At 60.0% G+C, this 19,457-nt stretch carries 15 protein-coding genes and 4 tRNA genes; 10 read left to right on the forward strand and 9 right to left on the reverse strand.

The window, feature by feature from the left end:
- The first annotated feature begins 258 nt into the window (after positions 1 to 258).
- Positions 259 to 579 carry a hypothetical protein gene (locus E0F99_RS19290; RefSeq protein WP_130908875.1) on the forward strand — a complete coding sequence of 107 codons (321 nt, stop codon included), beginning with the start codon at positions 259 to 261 and terminating at the stop codon, positions 577 to 579.
- Between the two features lie 15 nt (positions 580 to 594).
- Here E0F99_RS19290 and E0F99_RS19295 read toward each other — a convergent pair.
- From E0F99_RS19295 to E0F99_RS19310, 4 genes are all read right to left on the reverse strand, one after another.
- Positions 595 to 670: transfer RNA gene (locus E0F99_RS19295), tRNA-His, on the reverse strand.
- 76 nt (positions 671 to 746) lie between these two features.
- Positions 747 to 831 (reverse strand) — tRNA-Leu (locus E0F99_RS19300).
- A 55-nt stretch (positions 832 to 886) separates the two neighbouring features.
- Positions 887 to 962, reverse strand: a tRNA-His gene (locus tag E0F99_RS19305).
- A 32-nt stretch (positions 963 to 994) separates the two neighbouring features.
- A tRNA-Arg gene (locus E0F99_RS19310) sits at positions 995 to 1,071 on the reverse strand.
- A 275-nt stretch (positions 1,072 to 1,346) separates the two neighbouring features.
- Here E0F99_RS19310 and folD point away from each other — a divergent pair.
- Both folD and pbpG read left to right on the forward strand, forming a co-directional pair.
- Complete coding sequence (gene folD / locus E0F99_RS19315) at positions 1,347 to 2,201, forward strand: bifunctional methylenetetrahydrofolate dehydrogenase/methenyltetrahydrofolate cyclohydrolase FolD (protein ID WP_083357882.1); 855 nt, start codon at positions 1,347 to 1,349, stop codon at positions 2,199 to 2,201.
- 209 nt (positions 2,202 to 2,410) lie between these two features.
- Positions 2,411 to 3,334, forward strand: coding sequence for a D-alanyl-D-alanine endopeptidase (pbpG, locus tag E0F99_RS19320; RefSeq protein ID WP_083357881.1), 924 nt, complete (start codon positions 2,411 to 2,413; stop codon positions 3,332 to 3,334).
- Positions 3,335 to 3,383: 49 nt separating this feature from the next.
- Here pbpG and E0F99_RS19325 read toward each other — a convergent pair whose 3' ends face one another.
- Positions 3,384 to 4,046, reverse strand: a complete 663-nt coding sequence (locus E0F99_RS19325; RefSeq protein WP_083357880.1) for a peptidase C39 family protein — start codon at positions 4,044 to 4,046, stop codon at positions 3,384 to 3,386.
- Between the two features lie 211 nt (positions 4,047 to 4,257).
- On the opposite strand from E0F99_RS19325, the gene E0F99_RS30055 reads away from it, so the two are divergent.
- Positions 4,258 to 4,419, forward strand: coding sequence for a hypothetical protein (locus E0F99_RS30055; protein WP_165447623.1), 162 nt, complete (start codon positions 4,258 to 4,260; stop codon positions 4,417 to 4,419).
- On the opposite strand, the gene E0F99_RS19330 is transcribed toward E0F99_RS30055, so the two are convergent.
- Positions 4,416 to 4,835 (reverse strand): PA0061/PA0062 family lipoprotein, encoded by a 420-nt coding sequence (locus E0F99_RS19330; protein WP_083357879.1) that lies wholly within the window; start codon positions 4,833 to 4,835, stop codon positions 4,416 to 4,418. The genes E0F99_RS30055 and E0F99_RS19330 overlap by 4 nt on opposite strands.
- 226 nt (positions 4,836 to 5,061) lie before the next feature.
- Here E0F99_RS19330 and E0F99_RS19335 point away from each other — a divergent pair, with 226 nt between their 5' ends.
- The 3 genes from E0F99_RS19335 to E0F99_RS19345 are packed head-to-tail and all read left to right on the forward strand — an operon-like array spanning position 5,062 to position 10,838.
- Entirely contained in the window at positions 5,062 to 8,283 is a 3,222-nt protein-coding gene (locus E0F99_RS19335; RefSeq protein ID WP_083357878.1) for an efflux RND transporter permease subunit, read from the forward strand.
- A complete protein-coding gene (locus E0F99_RS19340) occupies positions 8,273 to 9,439 on the forward strand; it encodes an efflux RND transporter periplasmic adaptor subunit (protein ID WP_083357877.1) in 1,167 nt (388 codons plus the stop codon). The genes E0F99_RS19335 and E0F99_RS19340 overlap by 11 nt, the downstream gene beginning before the upstream one ends.
- Positions 9,423 to 10,838, forward strand: a complete 1,416-nt coding sequence (locus tag E0F99_RS19345; RefSeq protein ID WP_083357876.1) for an efflux transporter outer membrane subunit — start codon at positions 9,423 to 9,425, stop codon at positions 10,836 to 10,838. Before E0F99_RS19340 ends, E0F99_RS19345 begins: the two co-directional genes overlap by 17 nt.
- A 77-nt stretch (positions 10,839 to 10,915) precedes the next feature.
- Here the strand turns inward: E0F99_RS19345 and E0F99_RS19350 are convergent, their stop codons facing one another.
- Entirely contained in the window at positions 10,916 to 12,199 is a 1,284-nt protein-coding gene (locus E0F99_RS19350; RefSeq protein WP_083357875.1) for a Zn-dependent hydrolase, read from the reverse strand.
- Positions 12,200 to 12,334: 135 nt separating this feature from the next.
- Positions 12,335 to 13,822: an NCS1 family nucleobase:cation symporter-1 gene (locus E0F99_RS19355; protein ID WP_083357874.1), complete on the reverse strand. Its 1,488-nt coding sequence runs from the start codon at positions 13,820 to 13,822 to the stop codon at positions 12,335 to 12,337.
- Between the two features lie 590 nt (positions 13,823 to 14,412).
- Here E0F99_RS19355 and hydA point away from each other — a divergent pair.
- From hydA to preA, 3 genes are all read left to right on the forward strand, one after another.
- Complete coding sequence (gene hydA, locus E0F99_RS19360; protein WP_083357873.1) at positions 14,413 to 15,852, forward strand: dihydropyrimidinase; 1,440 nt, start codon at positions 14,413 to 14,415, stop codon at positions 15,850 to 15,852.
- A 146-nt stretch (positions 15,853 to 15,998) separates the two neighbouring features.
- Positions 15,999 to 17,366 carry an NAD(P)-dependent oxidoreductase gene (locus E0F99_RS19365; protein ID WP_083360406.1) on the forward strand — a complete coding sequence of 456 codons (1,368 nt, stop codon included), beginning with the start codon at positions 15,999 to 16,001 and terminating at the stop codon, positions 17,364 to 17,366.
- A complete protein-coding gene (gene preA, locus E0F99_RS19370) occupies positions 17,366 to 18,640 on the forward strand; it encodes an NAD-dependent dihydropyrimidine dehydrogenase subunit PreA (RefSeq protein WP_083357872.1) in 1,275 nt (424 codons plus the stop codon). The genes E0F99_RS19365 and preA overlap by 1 nt, the downstream gene beginning before the upstream one ends.
- A gap of 118 nt (positions 18,641 to 18,758) precedes the next feature.
- On the opposite strand, the gene E0F99_RS19375 is transcribed toward preA, so the two are convergent.
- A complete protein-coding gene (locus E0F99_RS19375) occupies positions 18,759 to 19,379 on the reverse strand; it encodes a TetR/AcrR family transcriptional regulator (protein ID WP_083357871.1) in 621 nt (206 codons plus the stop codon).
- Positions 19,380 to 19,457: the final 78 nt, after the last annotated feature.

A 19,457-nucleotide genomic window follows, 5' to 3' on the forward strand; every position in this document is an offset into this window, starting at 1 on the left:
GTAGTATTTTCAACAGAAACTTGCATTGATATTCCTCGTTGCACAGACGTTAGCCGGCCGTTTCCGACCCCAGAATCAAGGGCATGCATTCTAGTGGGTCAAACTCAAGAAGTCACCCTACTGAAAACGGGTAGAAAAACAGCAGGCCATTTATAGGTTCAAGTGCACACATGCACCTCATCCCGTTAGCAAATACAGCTCATCATGCCAAGGCTCTGCATCAACCCTTCTATATATAGAAGAGCGGGACGCACATCCTTGGCGACCGACCTTGCAGGCAAGACCGGAGGGCGCGGCGGCAGCATCGAGAAACACAAATACGACGAAACGCCCCACCCTGGAAACTCAAAACACTTAAACAAAAACGGCACAGTCCTTTTTCAGGTACTGCGCCGTTATTCGCTATTAAATAGCCGCACTGACCCCGGTACAGCTTCGGATCAGCTCTACACGCTCAAAACCGGCAAAGATTCTAACGCCAAGGCATTGAGAATGCTTGTTTTTTCTTGGCGTCAAGATACACCCTATAAGGGACCAGAAATCTCTGACACAAAAAAAAGCGCCAGATCATTGATCTAGCGCTTTTTAAGAATATGGGGTGGACGAAGGGGATCGAACCCTCGACAACGGGAGTCACAATCCCGTGCTCTACCAACTGAGCTACGCCCACCATATTGCATTAGCAAAGAACTCAAACAGCTTCTTTGCTGAACCTTGCCCCACCTGATGGCAGTGCAACGTTTAATTGGTGCGGATGAAGAGACTCGAACTCTTACGCCTCGCGGCGCTGGAACCTAAATCCAGTGTGTCTACCAATTCCACCACATCCGCGCTTGAAGCTCTTAAAGCAAAGGCGCCAGACGATTAATCTGGCGCCTTTAAAATATGGGGTGGACGAAGGGGATCGAACCCTCGACAACGGGAGTCACAATCCCGTGCTCTACCAACTGAGCTACGCCCACCATATAGCGCTACTTGTGCCAAAGCTGCCTAATGGCGCACCCGGCAGGACTCGAACCTGCGACCATCCGCTTAGAAGGCGGATGCTCTATCCAGCTGAGCTACGGGCGCCTTATTAATCTGTACTCTTTGAGGATTACAAACTAAATGCTTTCAGCCTGGCAGTACAACAATTCTGCGCGGCCTTCTTAACCAGTGCTAGGCTGTGCCCGACAAGTGCGACGAATAGTATAGAGGGCCTTGATACCCGTCAAATCTTTTTTGAAAAAAACTGATTTTATTTAAGGAGTTAGGGCAATTTGCAGACCAAGCGCCTTTGCCCTCACGTCATGGCGTGCGAGAATGCGCGCACTTTTCTTCCCCCTCTCGATGGTTAATCACGCGTAATGACTGCACAACTTATCGACGGCAAATCAATCGCCGCCAGCCTGCGCCAGCAGATCGCCAAACGCGTCACCGAGCGTCGCCAGCAAGGTTTGCGCACGCCTGGCCTCGCGGTGATCCTGGTCGGCAGCGATCCTGCCTCTCAGGTTTATGTCTCGCACAAGCGTAAAGACTGTGAAGAGGTCGGCTTTATTTCCAAAGCCTACGACTTGGCTGAAGGCACCACCCAGCAGGCCTTGACCGAACTGATCGACAGCCTCAACGACGATCCGGCCATCGATGGCATCCTGCTCCAGCTGCCGCTGCCTGAACACCTGGACGCGTCGAAATTGCTCGAACGCATCCGCCCGGACAAAGACGTCGACGGCTTCCATCCTTATAACGTCGGCCGCCTGGCCCAGCGTATTCCGCTGCTGCGCCCATGCACCCCGAAGGGCATCATGACCCTGTTGGAAAGCACCGGCGTCGACTTGTACGGTCTGGATGCCGTGGTGGTGGGTGCATCGAACATCGTCGGTCGCCCGATGGCCATGGAACTGCTGCTGGCCGGCTGCACCGTGACCGTCACCCACCGCTTCACCAAAGACCTGGCCGGCCACGTCGGCCGCGCCGACCTGGTAGTCGTCGCCGCCGGCAAACCCGGTTTGGTCAAAGGTGAGTGGATTAAAGAAGGCGCCATCGTCATCGACGTCGGCATCAATCGCCAGGAAGACGGTAAACTGGTCGGCGACGTCGTGTACGAAACCGCCCTGCCCCGCGCCGGCTGGATCACTCCAGTGCCAGGTGGTGTCGGCCCGATGACCCGCGCGTGCCTGTTGGAAAATACGCTGTATGCGGCAGAGACCCTGCACGGCTAATAACCAGCGGTACTGAAAAAGCCCTGCCTTATCGCAGGGCTTTTTATTGCCCGCAAAAAAAACTGTTTTTTGTTAGTTTTTAAGCACTTTCGTCCGGTTCTAGAAGAACATTCGACAGTTCTTCATCCATACTCCTAAAATGTAACGGCATTTGTCATATAACCCGTTTCCCAACGGTATTTCCTTACCATTTTAGCGAGTTCATCCGCGTGAAAATTCGTCTCTCTATCGTCAGCCTATTTTTTGCGTTCACAGGCACCTTTGCGCACGCCGCCGAAACCACCCTCGCCCCGCGTGATACCTCCAAACTGCACATCGCTTCCGGCAGCGCCATGCTGGTCGACTTGCAGACCAACAAAGTCATTTACTCCAGCAACCCCGACGTGGTTGTGCCTATCGCCTCCGTGAGCAAATTGATGACCGGCCTGATCGTGCTGGAAGCCAAGCAGAACATGGACGAATACATCGATATCAACATCAAAGACACGCCGGAAATGAAAGGCGTGTTCTCCCGCGTGAAAATCGGCAGCGAAATGCCACGCAAGGAAATGTTGCTGATCGCACTGATGTCCTCGGAAAACCGTGCCGCCGCCAGCCTGGCCCACCACTACCCGGGCGGCTACCCAGCCTTTATCGCGGCGATGAACGCCAAGGCCAAGGCGCTGGGGATGACCAGCACGCACTATGTCGAGCCTACCGGCTTGTCGATTCACAACGTGTCCACTGCCCGTGACTTGAGCAAGCTGCTGGCGTATGCGCGCAAATTTCCGATGCTGAGCCAGTTGAGCACCACCAAGGAAAAGACCGTGGCCTTCCGAAAACCCAACTACACCTTGGGTTTCTCCAACACCGATCACCTGATCAACCGCGCCACCTGGGATATCAAATTGACCAAGACCGGTTTCACCAATCAGGCCGGGCACTGCCTGGTGTTGGTGACCAGCATGGGCAACCGCCCGGTGTCGCTGGTGATTCTGGATGCTTTCGGCAAATTCACCCACTTTGCCGACGCCGGACGCATTCGCAATTGGGTCGAGACCGGCAAGAGCGGTTCGGTGCCTGACGTTGCGTTGCGCTACAAGGCCGACAAGAATTTGAAGAACCGCCAGAATGCGGCACAAGTGCGTCGCTAAAACAACACAGCTGGTCTTAATGTGGGGGCGGGCTTGCGCCCTCACACATTTATTTGCGCTCCGCCAACACCTTGAGGGCCTGCGCCGCCGCTTGCTCCTGGCCGGCTTGGGCAGTCGCATTCGCCGCATCCCGCCAGCGCTGCACCTCTATATTCACCGGCAACTGGCTGGGGCGCTGAGTCAGAATTGCCCAGTTTCCTGCGCTCTTCCACGCCGACTCAAAGTCGCTGAAGCTCATCAACAGCCGCCGTTCCAAGCCTGAGCGCAACAGCACCGTACTCTTCTGCTGATTGAACCCGACCACCACGACATAGCGCGTCCCGGACCAGAAGCTTGGGTTGATCCGCGCCATCACCGGGTAGCCCGCCGCCACCTGTGCCAGTACTGCCGTCAACTTGGCGTCTACCGGGTACACCATCAGCCCGTATTCACGTGCCAGCACTTGCATGTTGCGCTCAAGGTCCGCCTCGCCGCCCGGCAGGTGCAGGGGCTTATCCAGCAAACCAGGTGTCATGACAATGCCTTGTTGCGACAGCATGCTGGCTAACGCCGAGGGGCCACTCAGGTAAGCCTCGCTGCGAAAGGTCGGCACGCCGTTGAGTTCGACGCGCTCCGGCAGGCCCGCCAGTTTCGAGGGGTGCCCGGAACAGGCGGCGAGCCCCAGGGCGCAGACCATCAGCAAGGAAGTTTTAACGTTCGACCGTAACCGCAATTTTTTACTCTCTTGATCAACTGCCGGTAAGGGCCCTGATCATAGGACGCTCTGCTGGGCGGGTATAGCCCGAGGCGTCAGTAAAATGCGCTGGATAGAGCAAACAAGTTGGATGGACTCGACCATTGGTCAATAGCAGGCAACCGTCAGCCAGCTAGACTGTCCATTGAGAAGACTGTGTGTGCCCCCTGCGGGGCGAAAGGAGGCCCGAATGAGCCTTGCAACAACGATTATCCTGTTGATCTGCGGTTGGCTGGCAGTCGCCAGCGCCATGTTGTGGGGGGTCATGCGCGTGACCCGTCGACACCATCACCCCCACCTCAAACCCGCTGCACCGGCCAAGCACCCCAAGGTCGCAGTGCACCACGCCTAGCCAGGCATGCAATTGAAGTCTTGCGTCGCCGCGACTTCCTTGCCGTGACCGTCCTTGAGGACGGCGCGCACGGTGGTTCCCAAGCTCGACTCGATGAGGGTGTAGTGCTCGCCGGCCTGAAAGTGCTTGTACTCGACCCGACCCTGGCAGTCCCGCTGGTTGTCGTCGCCTGGCTCTTCCTCGAATAACGTCACGTCGAGGCGATGATCGCCCGGCATCACTTCAAAAAAACGCCCATCGTTCACGCGTTTCCCGTCTATACGCTCGGCCATCAGGTCGTTCGGCGCTTCCTCTTTCAAACCAATCCACGCTTCGCCAGGGTCCGCCTTGGGGATGGGGCCGGCGCATGCTGACAACAACAAAACAGCGCCAAGGGCGGGAATCAATAACAGTGACTTCAGTGATTTAAGTGACATGGCAGGGCTCCAAAGGGCATCAATAAAAAACGCTGGACCGATCTGAAATGTGTCGCATCCGATGGATAACAAGCTTGGAGCGCTGGCCTATCTAGAACCAATGAATACATATGAAACGATCTTCAGCCGTTCACTAAATGTTCCTTCACCTGGCTGAAAGGTGCGTGTTAGGTGGGTCGGGCAAGACTGCCGGGGTTTGCAATTCTGCTCCCTCGGAGGTTCACGCATGCTCGGGCTGGTAAAGACCGCACTGCAAAAGCCTTACACGTTCATCGTGTTGGCCCTATTCATCTGTATCGTCGGGCCGATGGCGGCCCTGAAAACCCCTACGGATGTTTTCCCTGATATCGGCATTCCTGTCGTCGCCGTGGTCTGGCAGTACAACGGTCTGTCGCCGGACGCCATGGCCGGTCGGGTGATCTACACCTATGAACGCTCCCTGAGCACCACCGTCAACGACATCGAGCACATCGAATCGCAATCGCTGCCCGGCATGGGCATCGTCAAGATTTTCTTCCAGCCCGGCGTGGACATCCGCACCGCCAACGCGCAAGTGACCGCCGTGTCACAAACCGTGCTCAAGCAAATGCCACCGGGCATCACGCCGCCGCTGATTCTCAACTACAGCGCCTCCACGGTGCCGATCCTGCAAATGGCGTTCTCCAGCCCCAGCCTCTCGGAAGCCAGGATCCGCGACCTGGTGCAGAACAATATCCGTCTGCCGCTGAGCGCCCTGCCCGGCCTGGCCATGCCCACCCCCATGGGCGGCAAGCAGCGCCAGATCACCCTCGACCTCGACCCACAAGCCTTGGCCGCCAAAGGCCTCTCGGCACAGGACGTAAGCAACGCCTTGGCCCTGCAGAACCAGATCATTCCGGTGGGCACCGCCAAACTCGGCCCCAACGAATACACGGTCCTGCTCAACAACAGCCCCAAGGCGATTGATGAGCTCAACGACCTGCCGATCAAGACCGTCGACGGCGCGCTGATCACCATCGGCCAAGTGGCCCACGTGCGTGACGGCTCGCCGCCACAGACCAACATCGTGCGCGTCGACGGCCACCGCGCGGTGCTGATGCCGGCGTTGAAAAACGGCAGCATCTCCACCTTGTCGATCATCGACGGTATCCGTCAGATGCTGCCGCGCATCAACGAAACCCTGCCACCGTCGCTGAAGACATCGTTGCTGGGCGATGCCTCGGTGTTCGTCAAACAATCGGTGGGCAGCGTGGCCCAAGAAGGCATCATCGCCGCACTGCTGACCAGCGCGATGATCATGCTGTTCCTCGGCAGCTGGCGTTCAACGTTGATCATCGCCGCGTCGATTCCGCTGGCCGTGCTGTCGGCCATCGCACTGTTGGCGGTCACCGGGCAAACCCTCAACGTCATGACCCTCGGCGGGCTGGCGTTGGCGGTGGGGATTCTGGTGGACGATGCCACGGTGACCATCGAAAACATCAACTGGCACCTGGAACAAGGCAAGGCGGTGAAGACCGCGATCCTCGACGGCGCCGCACAAATTGTCGGCCCGGCGTTCGTCTCGCTGCTGTGCATCTGCATCGTGTTTGTGCCGATGTTCCTGCTGCAAGGCATCGCCGGCTACCTGTTCCGGCCGATGGCCCTCGCGGTGATTTTTGCCATGGCCAGCTCGTTCATCCTCTCGCGCACATTCGTGCCGACGCTGGCGATGTTCCTGCTCAAGCCGCACACACCCGAGACAGGCGCCGGGCATCATCCGGAAGATGCATTCATCAACCACCACGAGGGTGAACAGCACAAGAAACCACGCAATGCCGTGCTGCAATCGGTGCTGAATTTTCAGCAAGGCTTCGAGCGCCACTTCTCGAATATCCGCGACACCTACCATGGCTTGCTGATGCTCGCGCTGAGCAATCGCAAGCGCTTTATCCTCGGTTTCCTGGCCTGCGTATTGGCCTCGTTTCTGCTGCTGCCGACCCTGGGCCAGGACTTCTTCCCGGCCACCGACGCCGGCGCCCTCGCCCTCCACGTGCGCCTGCCGCTGGGCACGCGCATTGAAGAAAGCGCGGCGGCCTTCGACCGCATTGAAGCGCGGATTCGCGAAATCATCCCCGCCGAAGAGCTCGACACCGTCGTCGATAACATCGGCATTCCGCTCAGCGGCATCGACATGGCCTACAGCAGCAGCGGCACCATCGGCCCGCAGGATGGCGACATTCAAGTCACGCTGAAAAAGGACCACGCGCCCACCGCCGACTACGTGAAAAAACTGCGTGAAGCCTTGCCGCAAAGCTTCCCCGGCAGCCACTTTGCATTCCTGCCGGCGGACATCAGCAGCCAGATCCTCAACTTCGGCGCCCCAGCCCCACTCGACGTAAAAATCTCCGGGCGCAGCGATGCAGAAAACCGCGCCTATGCGGTGGAACTTGAGCGTCGCTTGCAACACGTACCGGGCATTGCCGACGTGCGCATCCAGCAATCCACCGGTTACCCGTCGCTGCAAGTTAACGTGGATCGCATGCGCGCCAATGGCCTGGGCATCACCGAGCGTGACGTGACCAACAGCATGGTCGCCTCCCTCGCTGGCAGCTCGCAAACCGCGCCGACCTTCTGGCTCAACCCGGCGAACGGCGTGTCCTATTCGATCGTCGCCGCGACCCCGCAATACCGCCTGGACAGCCTGCCGTCACTGGAGGCCTTGCCGGTCACCGGTGCCGATGGCCGGTCGCAAATCCTCGGCGGTGTGGCCACCATTTCCCGCGTGCAAAGCCCGGCGGTAGTGACCCACTACAACATCGAACCGACCCTGGACCTGTACGCCAACGTACAAGGCCGCGACCTCGGCGGCGTAGCCCGCGACGTGCAAAAGGTGCTGGATGACACCGCCGCCATGCGCCCCAAAGGCGCGGTCATCAGCTTGCATGGGCAGATCGATGCGCTGCATGAAGCCTTCAGCGGTTTGAGTTTCGGCCTGCTCGGCGCCGTGGTGTTGATCTACCTGCTGATCGTGGTCAACTTCCAGTCCTGGGCCGACCCGTTCGTGATCATCACCGCCTTGCCGGCAGCGCTGGCGGGGATCGTGTGGATGCTGTTCCTCAGCGGCACCTCGCTGTCGGTGCCCGCGCTGACCGGGGCCATCTTGTGCATGGGCGTGGCCACCGCCAACTCGATCCTGGTGGTGAGCTTCTGCCGTGAACGCCTGGCCGAACATGGCGACGCGTTGAAGGCCGCGATGGAAGCCGGCTACACGCGTTTCCGGCCGGTGTGCATGACGGCCCTGGCGATGATCATCGGCATGTTGCCGCTGGCGTTGTCCGAAGAACAGAACTCACCCCTTGGCCGGGCGGTGATCGGCGGCTTGATCTTCGCCACCGTCGCCACTTTGTTGTTTGTTCCCGTGGTCTTCAGCCTGGTCCACGGTCGTCACCCTACTCGCGCAGCTGCTGGAGAAACTTCACATGTCGTCTGATCACAAACCCTCGCGCAAGCGTCTGATGCTCATGGGTGTCGGCGGCCTGACACTGGCCGCCCTGTTGGTCGCCAACGGCCTGCACGCCCGCACGATGCACGAACAATCGGTCACTGCCTGGACCGAAACCGCCGCCATCGCGCGAGTGATGGTGTTCCAACCGAAACAAAACGTGGCCGGCGACACCTTGCGCCTGCCCGCGCACCTTGAGGCCTGGAGCAAGGCGCCGATTCACGCGCGGGTCAGCGGCTATTTGAAAGACTGGAAAGCCGACATCGGCACCCGGGTCAACGCCGGGCAAATCCTCGCCGAAATCGACAGCCCGGACCTCGACCAGCAACTGGCGCAGGCCCATGCGCACCTGGTGCAGGAACAGGCCAATGCACGCCTGGCCGAGACCACCGCCACACGCTGGAAAAACCTGTTGGCCAGCCACTCAGTGTCGCGTCAGGCAGCGGATGAAAAAACCTCCAACGCCGCCGCTGCCAAGGCCAATGCCGAAGCGGCCGCCGCCGACTATGCGCGGCTGTCGGCGCTGGAAAGCTACAAGACCCTTCGCGCGCCATTCGCCGGCACCATCACCGCGCGCAACACCGATATCGGTCAGTTGATCAAGGCCGACACCGACAGTGACCCGGAACTCTTCAACATCGCCGACACTCACCAACTGCGCCTGTACGTGCCGGTGCCGCAGAATTATGCGGCGGTCATCCACCCCGGCCTCGAAGCCGAGCTGACCGTGCCGGAACACCCCGGCGAGCACTTCAAGGCGCGCCTGATCGGCGACTCCACCGCCATCGACCGTCGCTCCGGCACGCTGCTCGCGCAGTTCGTCGTCGACAACCCCAACGACGAATTGCTGCCGGGTGATTACGCCGAAGCCACGCTGCCGATTCCGGCGGATACCCACGGTGTGAGCATCCCGGCCAGTGCGCTGATCTTCCGTGCGCAAGGCACCCAAGTCGCGGTGCTGGACGCGCAGAACCACGTGCACCTGCAAGACATCCACATCGGCCTCGACCTCGGCGAGCGCCTGGTCATCGACCAAGGTTTGAAACCCGCCGACCGTGTGGTCGACAACCCGCCAGACGCCCTGCGCGAAGGCGACCCTGTGCAACTGGCCGATGCCGGAGGTGTACATGCGCCCAAGGCTTAAACCCCTGGCGGCGTTGATGCTGCTATTGCAGGGCTGCTCGATGGCGCCCACCTACAAGGTGCCGTCGGTTGACCTGCCGGCGGGCTATCGCGAACAGACCAGCGACGGCCCGTGGCACAGCGCGCAACCCTGCGACCAACTCGCGCCCGAATGGTGGAAACTCTACAACGACTCGCACCTCAATGACCTGCAACAGCAGTTGCTCAAGGCCAACCCGGATTTGGCGGCGGCGCTGGCGCATTTCGATGCATCCCAGGCGTACGCCAGCCAATTGCACGCGGGTTTGTTCCCGCAGATCACCGCCAGCGCGCAGCCACTGCGCCAGCGGCAATCGGACTCGCGACCGCTGCGTGGGGATACGCAGCCGTCGGTGTACAACAGCAACACGGCGGGTTTCTCACTGAGCTACGACCTGGACCTTTGGGGCAAGATCCGCAACCAGGTGGCGGCCGGGGATGCGCAGGCGCAAGCCTCGGGTGATGACCTGGCGGTGGCGCGCCTGAGTCTGCAGCATCAATTGGCGACGCTGTATGTGCAGCTCAATGGGCTGGATGCGCAAAGCCGGATTCTGAACAGCTCGCTGGATGATTTCAGTCAGGCGTTGCAGCTGACGCATAGTCGTTATGAGGGCCAGATTGCCTCGGAGATGGACCTGACCCGCGCGCAAAATCAACTGGCCGAAGCCAAGGCGCAACTGGAGGAGGTGCGCGGCCAGCGCAACCTCACCGAGCATGCCATTGGCGAGCTGGTAGGCGCGGCGGCCAGCAACTTCAGCTTGCCGCCCAGCCAACAATTGATTGCGCTGCCGGGGATTCCGTCGCAGCTGCCGAGCCATCTGCTGCAACGTCGTCCCGACATTGCGGCGGCGGAGCGGCGCGTGTTTGCCGCCAATGCCAATATCGGTGTGGCCAAAGCGGCGTGGTATCCGGACTTCAGCTTGACCGGGTTAATAGGCGGGCAGACGCAAGGGGTGGGTAACTTGCTGTCCGCCGGCAATCGGTATTGGGCGCTGGGGCCGTTGGTGAACTTGCCGATCTTTGACGGCGGGCGCTTGAGTGCCAATGAGCGTCAGGCCAAGGCCGAATTTGAAGAGGCTTCGGCGCAGTACCGCAGCCATGTATTGAAAGCCGTGCGCGAGGTGGAAGACAACCTGGCGCAACTGCGAGACTTGCAACAAGAAGCGCAGGATGAGCAAGCGGCGGCGGATGCGGCGCAGCACACGCAGTCACTGGCGATGAACAGCTATCAGGCCGGGGCCGTGAGTTACCTGGACGTGGTCACCGCGCAAACAGCGGCACTGCAGGCGCAGCGGACATTACAGGCGGTGCAGACGCGGCAGTTGCAGGCAAGTGTGGGGTTAGTCACCGCGCTCGGCGGCGGCTGGCAACCTGGGGCCTGACTCAGGTCGTCAGCACACTTGGAGCTAAATGTGTGTGGCTTGCCTGCGATGGCGGTAGATCAGCCAGGCAAGCGCTCTCAGGCAGCGAGCGTGCCACTGGCAATCGCCGCCGAAGCCGCCACCATCGCCCTTAACAACACCGCACACCCGGCCGCTAGATCATCGGGCGCGGCGTTCTCGATTTCGTTATGGCTGATGCCGCCTTCACAGGGTACAAAAATCATCCCGGCCGGGCCCAGCTCGGCGACGAAAATTGCGTCGTGCCCTGCCCCGCTGACGATGTCCATGTTCGACAACCCCAGCCCATTCGCCGCATCACGCACAGCGTCCACGCAACCCTTGTCGAAGTACAACGGCGGAAAGTCGGCGGTGGGTTCCATTTCAAAACTCAAGCCGTGCTTGGCGCAGGTGTCGTCAATCACCTTGCGCACCTCGGCAATCATCGAGTCCAGCCGCGCCGGTTCCAAATGACGAAAGTCCAGTGTCATGCGCACCTCGCCGGGGATGACGTTGCGTGAACCTGGATAGGCCTGCAGGCAACCGACGGTGCCGCACGCATGCGGCTGATGCCCCAACGCCGCCGCATTCACGGCAGCCACCACTGCCGCCGCACCCACCAGAGCATCCTTGCGCAGGTGCATCGGCGTAGGCCCGGCATGGGCTTCGACGCCGCGCAGTTTCAGGTCGAACCACTTCTGCCCCAAGGCCCCTAGCACCACGCCGATGGTTTTCTTCTCATCCTCCAGAATCGGGCCTTGTTCGATATGCGCTTCGAAATAAGCCCCGACTTTATGACCGCTGACAGGTCGTGTGCCTGCATAGCCAATCGCATTCAAGGCATCGCCTACACTGACCCCGTCCACGTCCACTTTGGCCAAGGTATCGGCCAGGGTGAATTTCTCGGCAAACACGCCCGAGCCCATCATGCACGGCGGGAAGCGCGAGCCTTCCTCGTTGGTCCACACCACGACTTCCAGCGGCCCCTCGGTTTCAATCTTGAGGTCATTGAGGGTGCGCAGCACCTCCACACCTGCCAACACGCCGAAGCACCCGTCGAACTTGCCGCCCGTAGGTTGGGTGTCGATATGGCTGCCGGTCATCACCGGCGCCAGGTTGGGATTGCGGCCTGGTCGACGCGCGAAGATATTACCGATGCCGTCGATGGTCACGGTGCAACCGGCCTCTTCACACCACTGCACGAACAGATCTCGAGCCTTGCGATCAAGGTCGGTGAGGGCCAGGCGGCATACACCGCCTTTGGGCGTGGCGCCGAGTTTGGCCAAGTCCATCAGGGACTGCCACAAGCGGTCGCGGTTGATGTGCTGATGGGTGGATTGCAGAACGTCCAGGGCAGCGTTCATGGGGATCTCCTCAGGCTACATTTTTTATGAATTGACTCGCTCAACTGTGGCTTGCCTGCGATGCGCGCGACTCGGTATTTCTGCCGAACCGAGGTGATGCCATCGCAGGCAAGCCAGCTCCCACATTGACCGTATTTACAAAGGTGATTTGGCGGTGACTGGGCTGACGCCGCGCTTGGCATTCAAACCGTAATACAAAGCGCCGCCCAAGGCCGAACCAGTGAACCAGCCATAGCTGTAGAACCAACTGAACGCATCGCTGCCCAGCGACAGCAAGGTCAGCACCACCGGCACACCGAAGGCGACAAAGCCGCTCCAGTTCCACGCCGGGTACACGCCGTCGCGGTACAAACCGGCCAGGTCCAGCTGCTGTTTGCGGGTGATGAAGTAGTCCACCACCATGATCCCGGCAATCGGCCCCAGCAGGCTTGAATAGCCCAGCAACCAGTTCGAATACACGGTCTCCAGGCTCACGTCCGAGACGATCAGCCCGAGCTTTTTCGCCAGTTCATGAGCCATCAACGCCAGCCCGACCAGGCCAGTGAGGATTACCGCGGTGTTGCGGTTGATCAGCTTGGGCGCGATGTTCTGGAAGTCGTTGGTCGGCGAGACGATGTTAGCGGCGGTGTTGGTGGACAAGGTGGCGATGATGATCAGCAGCATGGCGATGGCGACCCACACCGGGCTTTGGATATGCCCGATCAACGTCACCGGGTCGGAGACGCTGACGCCCACCAGCTTCACCGACGCGGCAGTCATGATCACGCCGAGGGCGGCGAACAGGAACATGGTCAGTGGCAGGCCGAAAATCTGCCCGAGAATCTGGTCCTTCTGGCTTTTGGCGTAGCGGCTGAAGTCGGGGATGTTCAGCGACAAGGTGGCCCAAAACCCGACCATTGCGGTGAGCCCCGCCATGAAGTAACCGGTGAGGCTCGCACCTTCGGGCCGCTTGGGTGCAATCGCCATCAGCTCGCTGAGCGATACATTCGGCACCGCCCACACCAACAGGCCGATCCCCACCGCCACCAGCAGTGGCGCCGACAAGGTTTCCAGACGTTTGATCGACTCGGCGCCGCGCAGTACTACCCACAAATTCAGGGTCCAGAAGATCATGAAGCCGATCACTTCACCGGTGCCGCCGAGGGATTTCCAGCCGTCGAAAATCGAGCCAAGAAACAGGTGAATCGCCAGCCCGCCGAACATCGTCTGTATGCCAAACCAGCCGCACGCCACCAGCGCCCGAATCAGACATGGCACGTTGGAGCCAAGAATGCCAAAGGATGAGCGCAGCAATACTGGGAACGGAATACCGTACTTAGTGCCGGGAAACGCGTTAAGCGTCAGCGGGATCAGCACCACGATATTGGCCAGCAGGATCGCCATCAGCGCCTCACCCACTGACAACCCGAAGTACGCGGTCAGCACACCGCCGAGCGTGTAGGTGGGCACGCAGATCGACATGCCGACCCACAGCGCGGTGATGTGCCATTTGTTCCAGGTGCGTTCGTGCACCTTCGTCGGTGCCATATCGTGGTTGTAGCGAGGGCTGTCGAGGACGTCGGGGCCGGCGTCGAGTTCGTACAGGCCGTTGCGCTCAATGACTTGCGATCTGTTCTGTTGCATGGCCGCTCCACGGTTTTTTCGAATTATTTTTGCTCACCCAACGCTGAGCGCAGGGTGGCCGGAGTACCTCGTAAACAACATGACATCACGGGCCCGGCCAGCCGCCACTGCACTCAATAACCGTGCCGACCACCCACCTTAAACCCGCACCGCATCGCTAACTCGCTGATGTTTATCAGCTTTGCGATTGAGCCTTCGGTACTTGGCGCGTGACTCAGGCTAAATAACGCGCAAGTTCCCGAACCGTCAGGACTCAATCTGGTGCAACACAATTATTTTTATTTACCGGCCCCGTCAAGCGGCATATCTCAAGCGTCTGATTTGCAATAAGAAATGTTGCTCAGCGCATGAACCTGTCAAGTGCGTCAAAATGGTGAGCGATCGCTACATTTTGGTGATTTATAATTTTTATCTTTTAGAATCATATAGTTAAACACTCTATAAGCTTAATAAAAATCTTCTTGCTCATTCGAAAAACTCGGGCTAGTTTCTATTCCTGTCACCGATGACAGGTTTTAACCGACCATCGGCAAGCAGCATTACAACACTTAGAACTGGCACAAGCCGGTCAAGCCTGTGAGGAACTCGACATGTCACTGTTGATCCGTGGCGCCACCGTTATTACCCATGATGAAAGTTACCGCGCCGATGTGTTATGCGCAGGCGGTCTAATTCGCGCTATTGGCATGGATCTGGATATTCCCGCCGGCACTGAAGTACTCGACGGCAGCGGCCAATACTTGATGCCCGGCGGCATCGACCCCCACACCCATATGCAACTGCCCTTCATGGGCACCGTGGCCAGTGAAGACTTTTTCAGTGGCACGGCGGCGGGCCTGGCGGGCGGCACCACCTCGATCATCGATTTCGTGATTCCCAACCCGCAGCAGTCGTTGATGGAAGCCTTTCACCAGTGGCGCGGCTGGGCGCAAAAGTCCGCCTCCGACTACGGTTTTCATGTGGCGATCACCTGGTGGAGCGAGCAGGTGCGCGAGGAAATGGCCGAGTTGGTCAGCCACCACGGCATCAACAGCTTCAAGCATTTCATGGCCTACAAGAATGCGATCATGGCCGCCGATGACACGCTGGTCGCCAGCTTCGAGCGCTGCCTGGAACTCGGCGCGGTGCCCACCGTGCACGCAGAAAACGGCGAGCTGGTGTATCACCTGCAACGCAAGCTGATGGCCCAGGGGATCACCGGGCCGGAAGCGCACCCGCTGTCACGCCCGTCCCAAGTGGAAGGTGAAGCGGCCAGCCGCGCGATTCGCATCGCCGAGACCATCGGCACGCCGCTCTACCTGGTGCACGTGTCCACCAAGGAAGCGCTGGATGAGATCACCTACGCCCGTGGCAAGGGCCAGCCGGTGTACGGCGAAGTGCTCGCCGGCCACTTGCTGCTCGACGACAGCGTTTACCAACACCCCGACTGGCAAACCGCCGCCGGCTACGTGATGAGCCCGCCGTTCCGCCCACGCGGGCACCAGGAAGCGCTGTGGCACGGCCTGCAATCGGGCAACCTGCACACCACCGCCACCGACCATTGCTGCTTCTGCGCCGAGCAAAAAGCCGCCGGCCGTGACGATTTCAGCAAGATCCCCAACGGCACCGCAGGCATTGAAGACCGCATGGCGCTGCTGTGGGACGAAGGCGTCAACACCGGTCGCCTGTCGATGCAGGAATTCGTCGCGCTGACCTCCACCAACACCGCGAAGATCTTCAACCTTTACCCGCGTAAAGGTGCGATCCGCGTAGGCGCCGACGCGGATCTGGTGCTGTGGGACCCCGCCGGTACGCGCACGATTTCGGCCAAGACCCACCATCAAAAAGTCGACTTCAACATCTTCGAAGGCAAGACCGTGCGCGGCGTGCCGAGCCACACTATCAGCCAGGGCAAACTGGTCTGGGCCGATGGCGACATGCGCGCCGAACGTGGGGCCGGGCGGTATGTGGAACGCCCGGCGTATCCGTCGGTGTTTGAGCAGTTGAGCAAGCGGGCGGAGCATTCCAGGCCCACTGCTGTAAAGCGCTGAACATACAGCGCACATGATCGTTCCCACGCTCTGCGTGGGAATGCAGCCGGGGGCGGACGCAGAGCGTCCGGTGAGGCATTCCCACGCAGAGCATGGGAACGATCGCCCATCAGAGGCAGCACCTCAATAACCGTGAGGCCAAAACCGTGATCCAGACCCTGACCCACCTCCCCCATCCCCATGAAGATGGGCCGACACTCGCCAGCCATTTCACCGACCTGGCGCCGCCGCTCAACGCCCGCCAGGCGCAATTGGAAGCCTCGCGCTGCCTGTATTGCTACGACGCGCCGTGCGTGAATGCATGCCCCAGCGAGATCGATATCCCCTCGTTCATCCGCAACATCCACACCGAAAACGTGCAAGGCGCAGCGCAGAAGATTCTCTCGGCCAATATCCTCGGCGGCAGCTGCGCGCGAGTTTGCCCCACCGAGATTCTGTGCCAGCAAGCCTGCGTACGTAACAACGCCGAAGAATGCGCGCCGGTGCTGATCGGCCTGTTGCAACGCTACGCCATCGACAACGCGCACTTCAGCGAACACCCGTTCCAGCGTGCCGCGCCGACTGGCAAGCGCATCGCTGTGGTCGGTGCCGGGCCGGCCGGGTTGGCGTGTGCCCATCGCGCCGCCGTGCACGGCCACGACGTGGTGATTTTCGAAGCACGGGAAAAGGCCGGAGGCCTGAATGAGTACGGGATCGCCAAGTACAAACTGGTGGATGACTTCGCCCAGAAGGAGCTGGATTTTCTCCTGCAGATCGGTGGCATCGACATCCGTCACGGTCAGCGCCTGGGCGACAACCTGACCCTGAGCGAACTGCACCAACAATTCGATTCGGTGTTTCTCGGCCTCGGCCTTGCCGCCAGCAAACAGCTCGGCTTACCGCACGAGGACGCCCCCGGCCTGCTCGCCGCCACCGACTACATCCGCGAGCTGCGCCAAGCCAATGACCTCACGCAACTGCCGCTGGCCGACCGCTGTATCGTGCTCGGCGCCGGCAACACCGCCATCGACATGGCCGTGCAAATGGCCCGCCTCGGTGCACGCGATGTGAACCTGGTGTACCGCCGTGGCCTCGCCGACATGGGCGCCACTCACCATGAACAGGCCATTGCCAAGGCCAACCAGGTACGCCTGTTGACCTGGGCCCAACCCGAAGAAGTATTGCTGGATGATCAAGGCCACGTGCGCGGCATGCGCTTTGCGCGCACACACATGGAAAACGGCCGCCTGCAGCCCACTGGCGAGACCTTCGAACTGGCCGCCGATGCGATCTTCAAGGCCATCGGCCAAGGTTTCGATAACGAGGCCCTGCATGACCCACTGGCTCAACAACTGCACCGCGTGGGCGAACGCATCTTCGTCGACGAACACCTGCAAACCAGCATCCCTGGCGTGTATGCCGGCGGCGACTGCGTCAGCCTCGGCCAGGACCTCACCGTGCAGGCGGTGCAACACGGCAAGCTGGCGGCTGAAGCCATGCACGCCCAACTCATGCTGAATGTGGAGGCTGCGTAATGGCCGATCTCTCGATTGTGTTCGCTGGTATCAAAGCCCCCAACCCATTCTGGCTGGCCTCAGCACCACCTACCGACAAGGCCTACAACGTGGTCCGCGCGTTCGAAGCCGGCTGGGGCGGCGTGGTGTGGAAAACCCTCGGTGAAGACCCGGCAGCGGTCAACGTGTCGTCACGCTACTCGGCGCACTACGGCGCCAACCGTGAAGTGCTGGGCATCAACAATATCGAGTTGATCACCGACCGCTCCCTGGAGATCAACCTGCGCGAAATCACTCAGGTGAAAAAAGACTGGCCCGACCGCGCGCTGATTGTGTCGCTGATGGTGCCGTGTGTTGAAGAATCCTGGAAAAACATCCTGCCGCTGGTGGAGGCCACCGGCTGCGACGGCATCGAACTGAATTTCGGCTGCCCCCACGGCATGCCGGAGCGCGGCATGGGCGCGGCCGTCGGCCAGGTGCCGGAGTACGTGGAACAGGTGACGCGCTGGTGCAAGACCTATTGCTCGCTGCCGGTGATCGTCAAGCTCACGCCAAACATCACCGATATCCGCGTGGCGGCGCGCGCGGCGTATCGCGGTGGCGCGGACGCGGTGTCGCTGATTAACACCATCAACTCCATCACCAGTGTGGACCTGGAGCGCATGGTCGCCCTGCCGGTGGTGGGCACCCAAAGTACCCATGGCGGGTATTGCGGCTCGGCCGTCAAGCCGATCGCGTTGAATATGGTCGCGGAAATCGCCCGCGACCCGCAGACCCAAGGCCTGCCGATCTGCGGGATTGGCGGCATCGGCAACTGGCGCGACACGGCAGAATTCGTCGCGTTGGGCTGCGGCGCGGTGCAGGTGTGCACGGCGGCGATGCTGCACGGGTTTCGAATTGTGGAAGAGATGAAGGATGGTCTGTCGCGGTGGATGGACAGCCAAGGCTACAAAAGTTTGCAGGAATTTTCCGGCCGCGCGGTGGGCAATACCACCGATTGGAAGTACCTGGATATCAATTATCAGGTGATCGCCAAGATCGATCAGGAAGCCTGTATTGGCTGTGGGCGTTGCCACATTGCCTGTGAAGACACGTCGCACCAGGCCATCTCGAGTTTGAAACAGGCGGATGGCACGCATAAATACGAGGTGATTGACGATGAGTGCGTGGGCTGCAATTTGTGCCAGATCACCTGTCCGGTGGCCGATTGCATCGAGATGGTGCCGATGGAGACGGGCAAGCCGTTTTTGAATTGGACGCAGGATCCGCGTAATCCGTATCGAGAGGCTGTGTAGTCCTTTAGACCGCTATCGCAGCGATGCGGCGGCCCGGCAAGCCAGCTCCCACACTTGGAATGCATTCCCCTGTGGGAGCTGGCTTGCGTGCGATGGGGCCCTAAACCTCACCACACCTTTAAGGCTGCAACCCAATCCCACGCAAAATCACCCCTGTCACGGTTTGGATAGCTTTCTCAAACTGCATATCCGACAACGGCTGGTGATCATTCAGAATCTTCACCTGGTGATCAAAGTCCGCATAGTGCTGGGTCGAGGCCCAGATCATGTAGAGCAGGCTCGACGGCTCCACCGGCAGGATGCGTTTGTCCTCCACCCACTGGCGAATTTTCGCTTCCTTCATCTTGGCCCAGTCGTACAGGCTTTCATCCAGCGCTTCACCGAGTGTCGGCGCACCGTGGATGATTTCATTGGCCCAGACTTTCGAGCCATACGGCCGCGTACGCGCGCGCTGCATCTTGGCGCGGATGTAGCTGCTGAGCACCACCCGTGGGTCATCGAAGGTTTCAAAACTCAGGGCGTCCTGCTTCCACAGCTCCAGCAAGTCGAACAGCACCGCGCTGTACAGCTCGCTTTTGGTGGTGAAGTAGTAATGCAGGTTGGAGCGCGGCAGTTGCACTTCTTCAGCGATGTCGGCCATGGCAGTGCTGCCGTAGCCTTTCTCGGCGAAGATTTTCTCCGCCGCCAGCAGGATTTTTTCGACGTTGACCCGACGAATCCCAATCTTGTGATTGCTCATGAATGCTGGAACCCCACTCACTCTTAAGTGCATTTTATCTTCAACAAATCAAACCCTAACGGCTTTTTCTCTGCACGT

It is taken from the genome of Pseudomonas antarctica (assembly GCF_900624995.1).
GTDB classification, from domain to species: domain Bacteria; phylum Pseudomonadota; class Gammaproteobacteria; order Pseudomonadales; family Pseudomonadaceae; genus Aquipseudomonas; species Aquipseudomonas antarctica.

Bases quoted from the DNA above. Each gene is read 5' to 3' on its own strand.
- preA (WP_083357872.1), top strand. From the start codon at position 17,366: ATGGCCGATCTCTCGATTGTGTTCGCTGGTATCAAAGCCCCCAACCCA.
- E0F99_RS19375 (WP_083357871.1), bottom strand. From the start codon at position 19,379: ATGAGCAATCACAAGATTGGGATTCGTCGGGTCAACGTCGAAAAAATC.
- folD (WP_083357882.1), top strand. From the start codon at position 1,347: ATGACTGCACAACTTATCGACGGCAAATCAATCGCCGCCAGCCTGCGC.
- E0F99_RS19335 (WP_083357878.1), top strand. From the start codon at position 5,062: ATGCTCGGGCTGGTAAAGACCGCACTGCAAAAGCCTTACACGTTCATC.
- E0F99_RS19340 (WP_083357877.1), top strand. From the start codon at position 8,273: ATGTCGTCTGATCACAAACCCTCGCGCAAGCGTCTGATGCTCATGGGT.
- E0F99_RS19355 (WP_083357874.1), bottom strand. From the start codon at position 13,822: ATGCAACAGAACAGATCGCAAGTCATTGAGCGCAACGGCCTGTACGAA.
- E0F99_RS30055 (WP_165447623.1), top strand. From the start codon at position 4,258: ATGAGCCTTGCAACAACGATTATCCTGTTGATCTGCGGTTGGCTGGCA.
- E0F99_RS19350 (WP_083357875.1), bottom strand. From the start codon at position 12,199: ATGAACGCTGCCCTGGACGTTCTGCAATCCACCCATCAGCACATCAAC.
- E0F99_RS19345 (WP_083357876.1), top strand. From the start codon at position 9,423: ATGCGCCCAAGGCTTAAACCCCTGGCGGCGTTGATGCTGCTATTGCAG.
- E0F99_RS19330 (WP_083357879.1), bottom strand. From the start codon at position 4,835: ATGTCACTTAAATCACTGAAGTCACTGTTATTGATTCCCGCCCTTGGC.
- hydA (WP_083357873.1), top strand. From the start codon at position 14,413: ATGTCACTGTTGATCCGTGGCGCCACCGTTATTACCCATGATGAAAGT.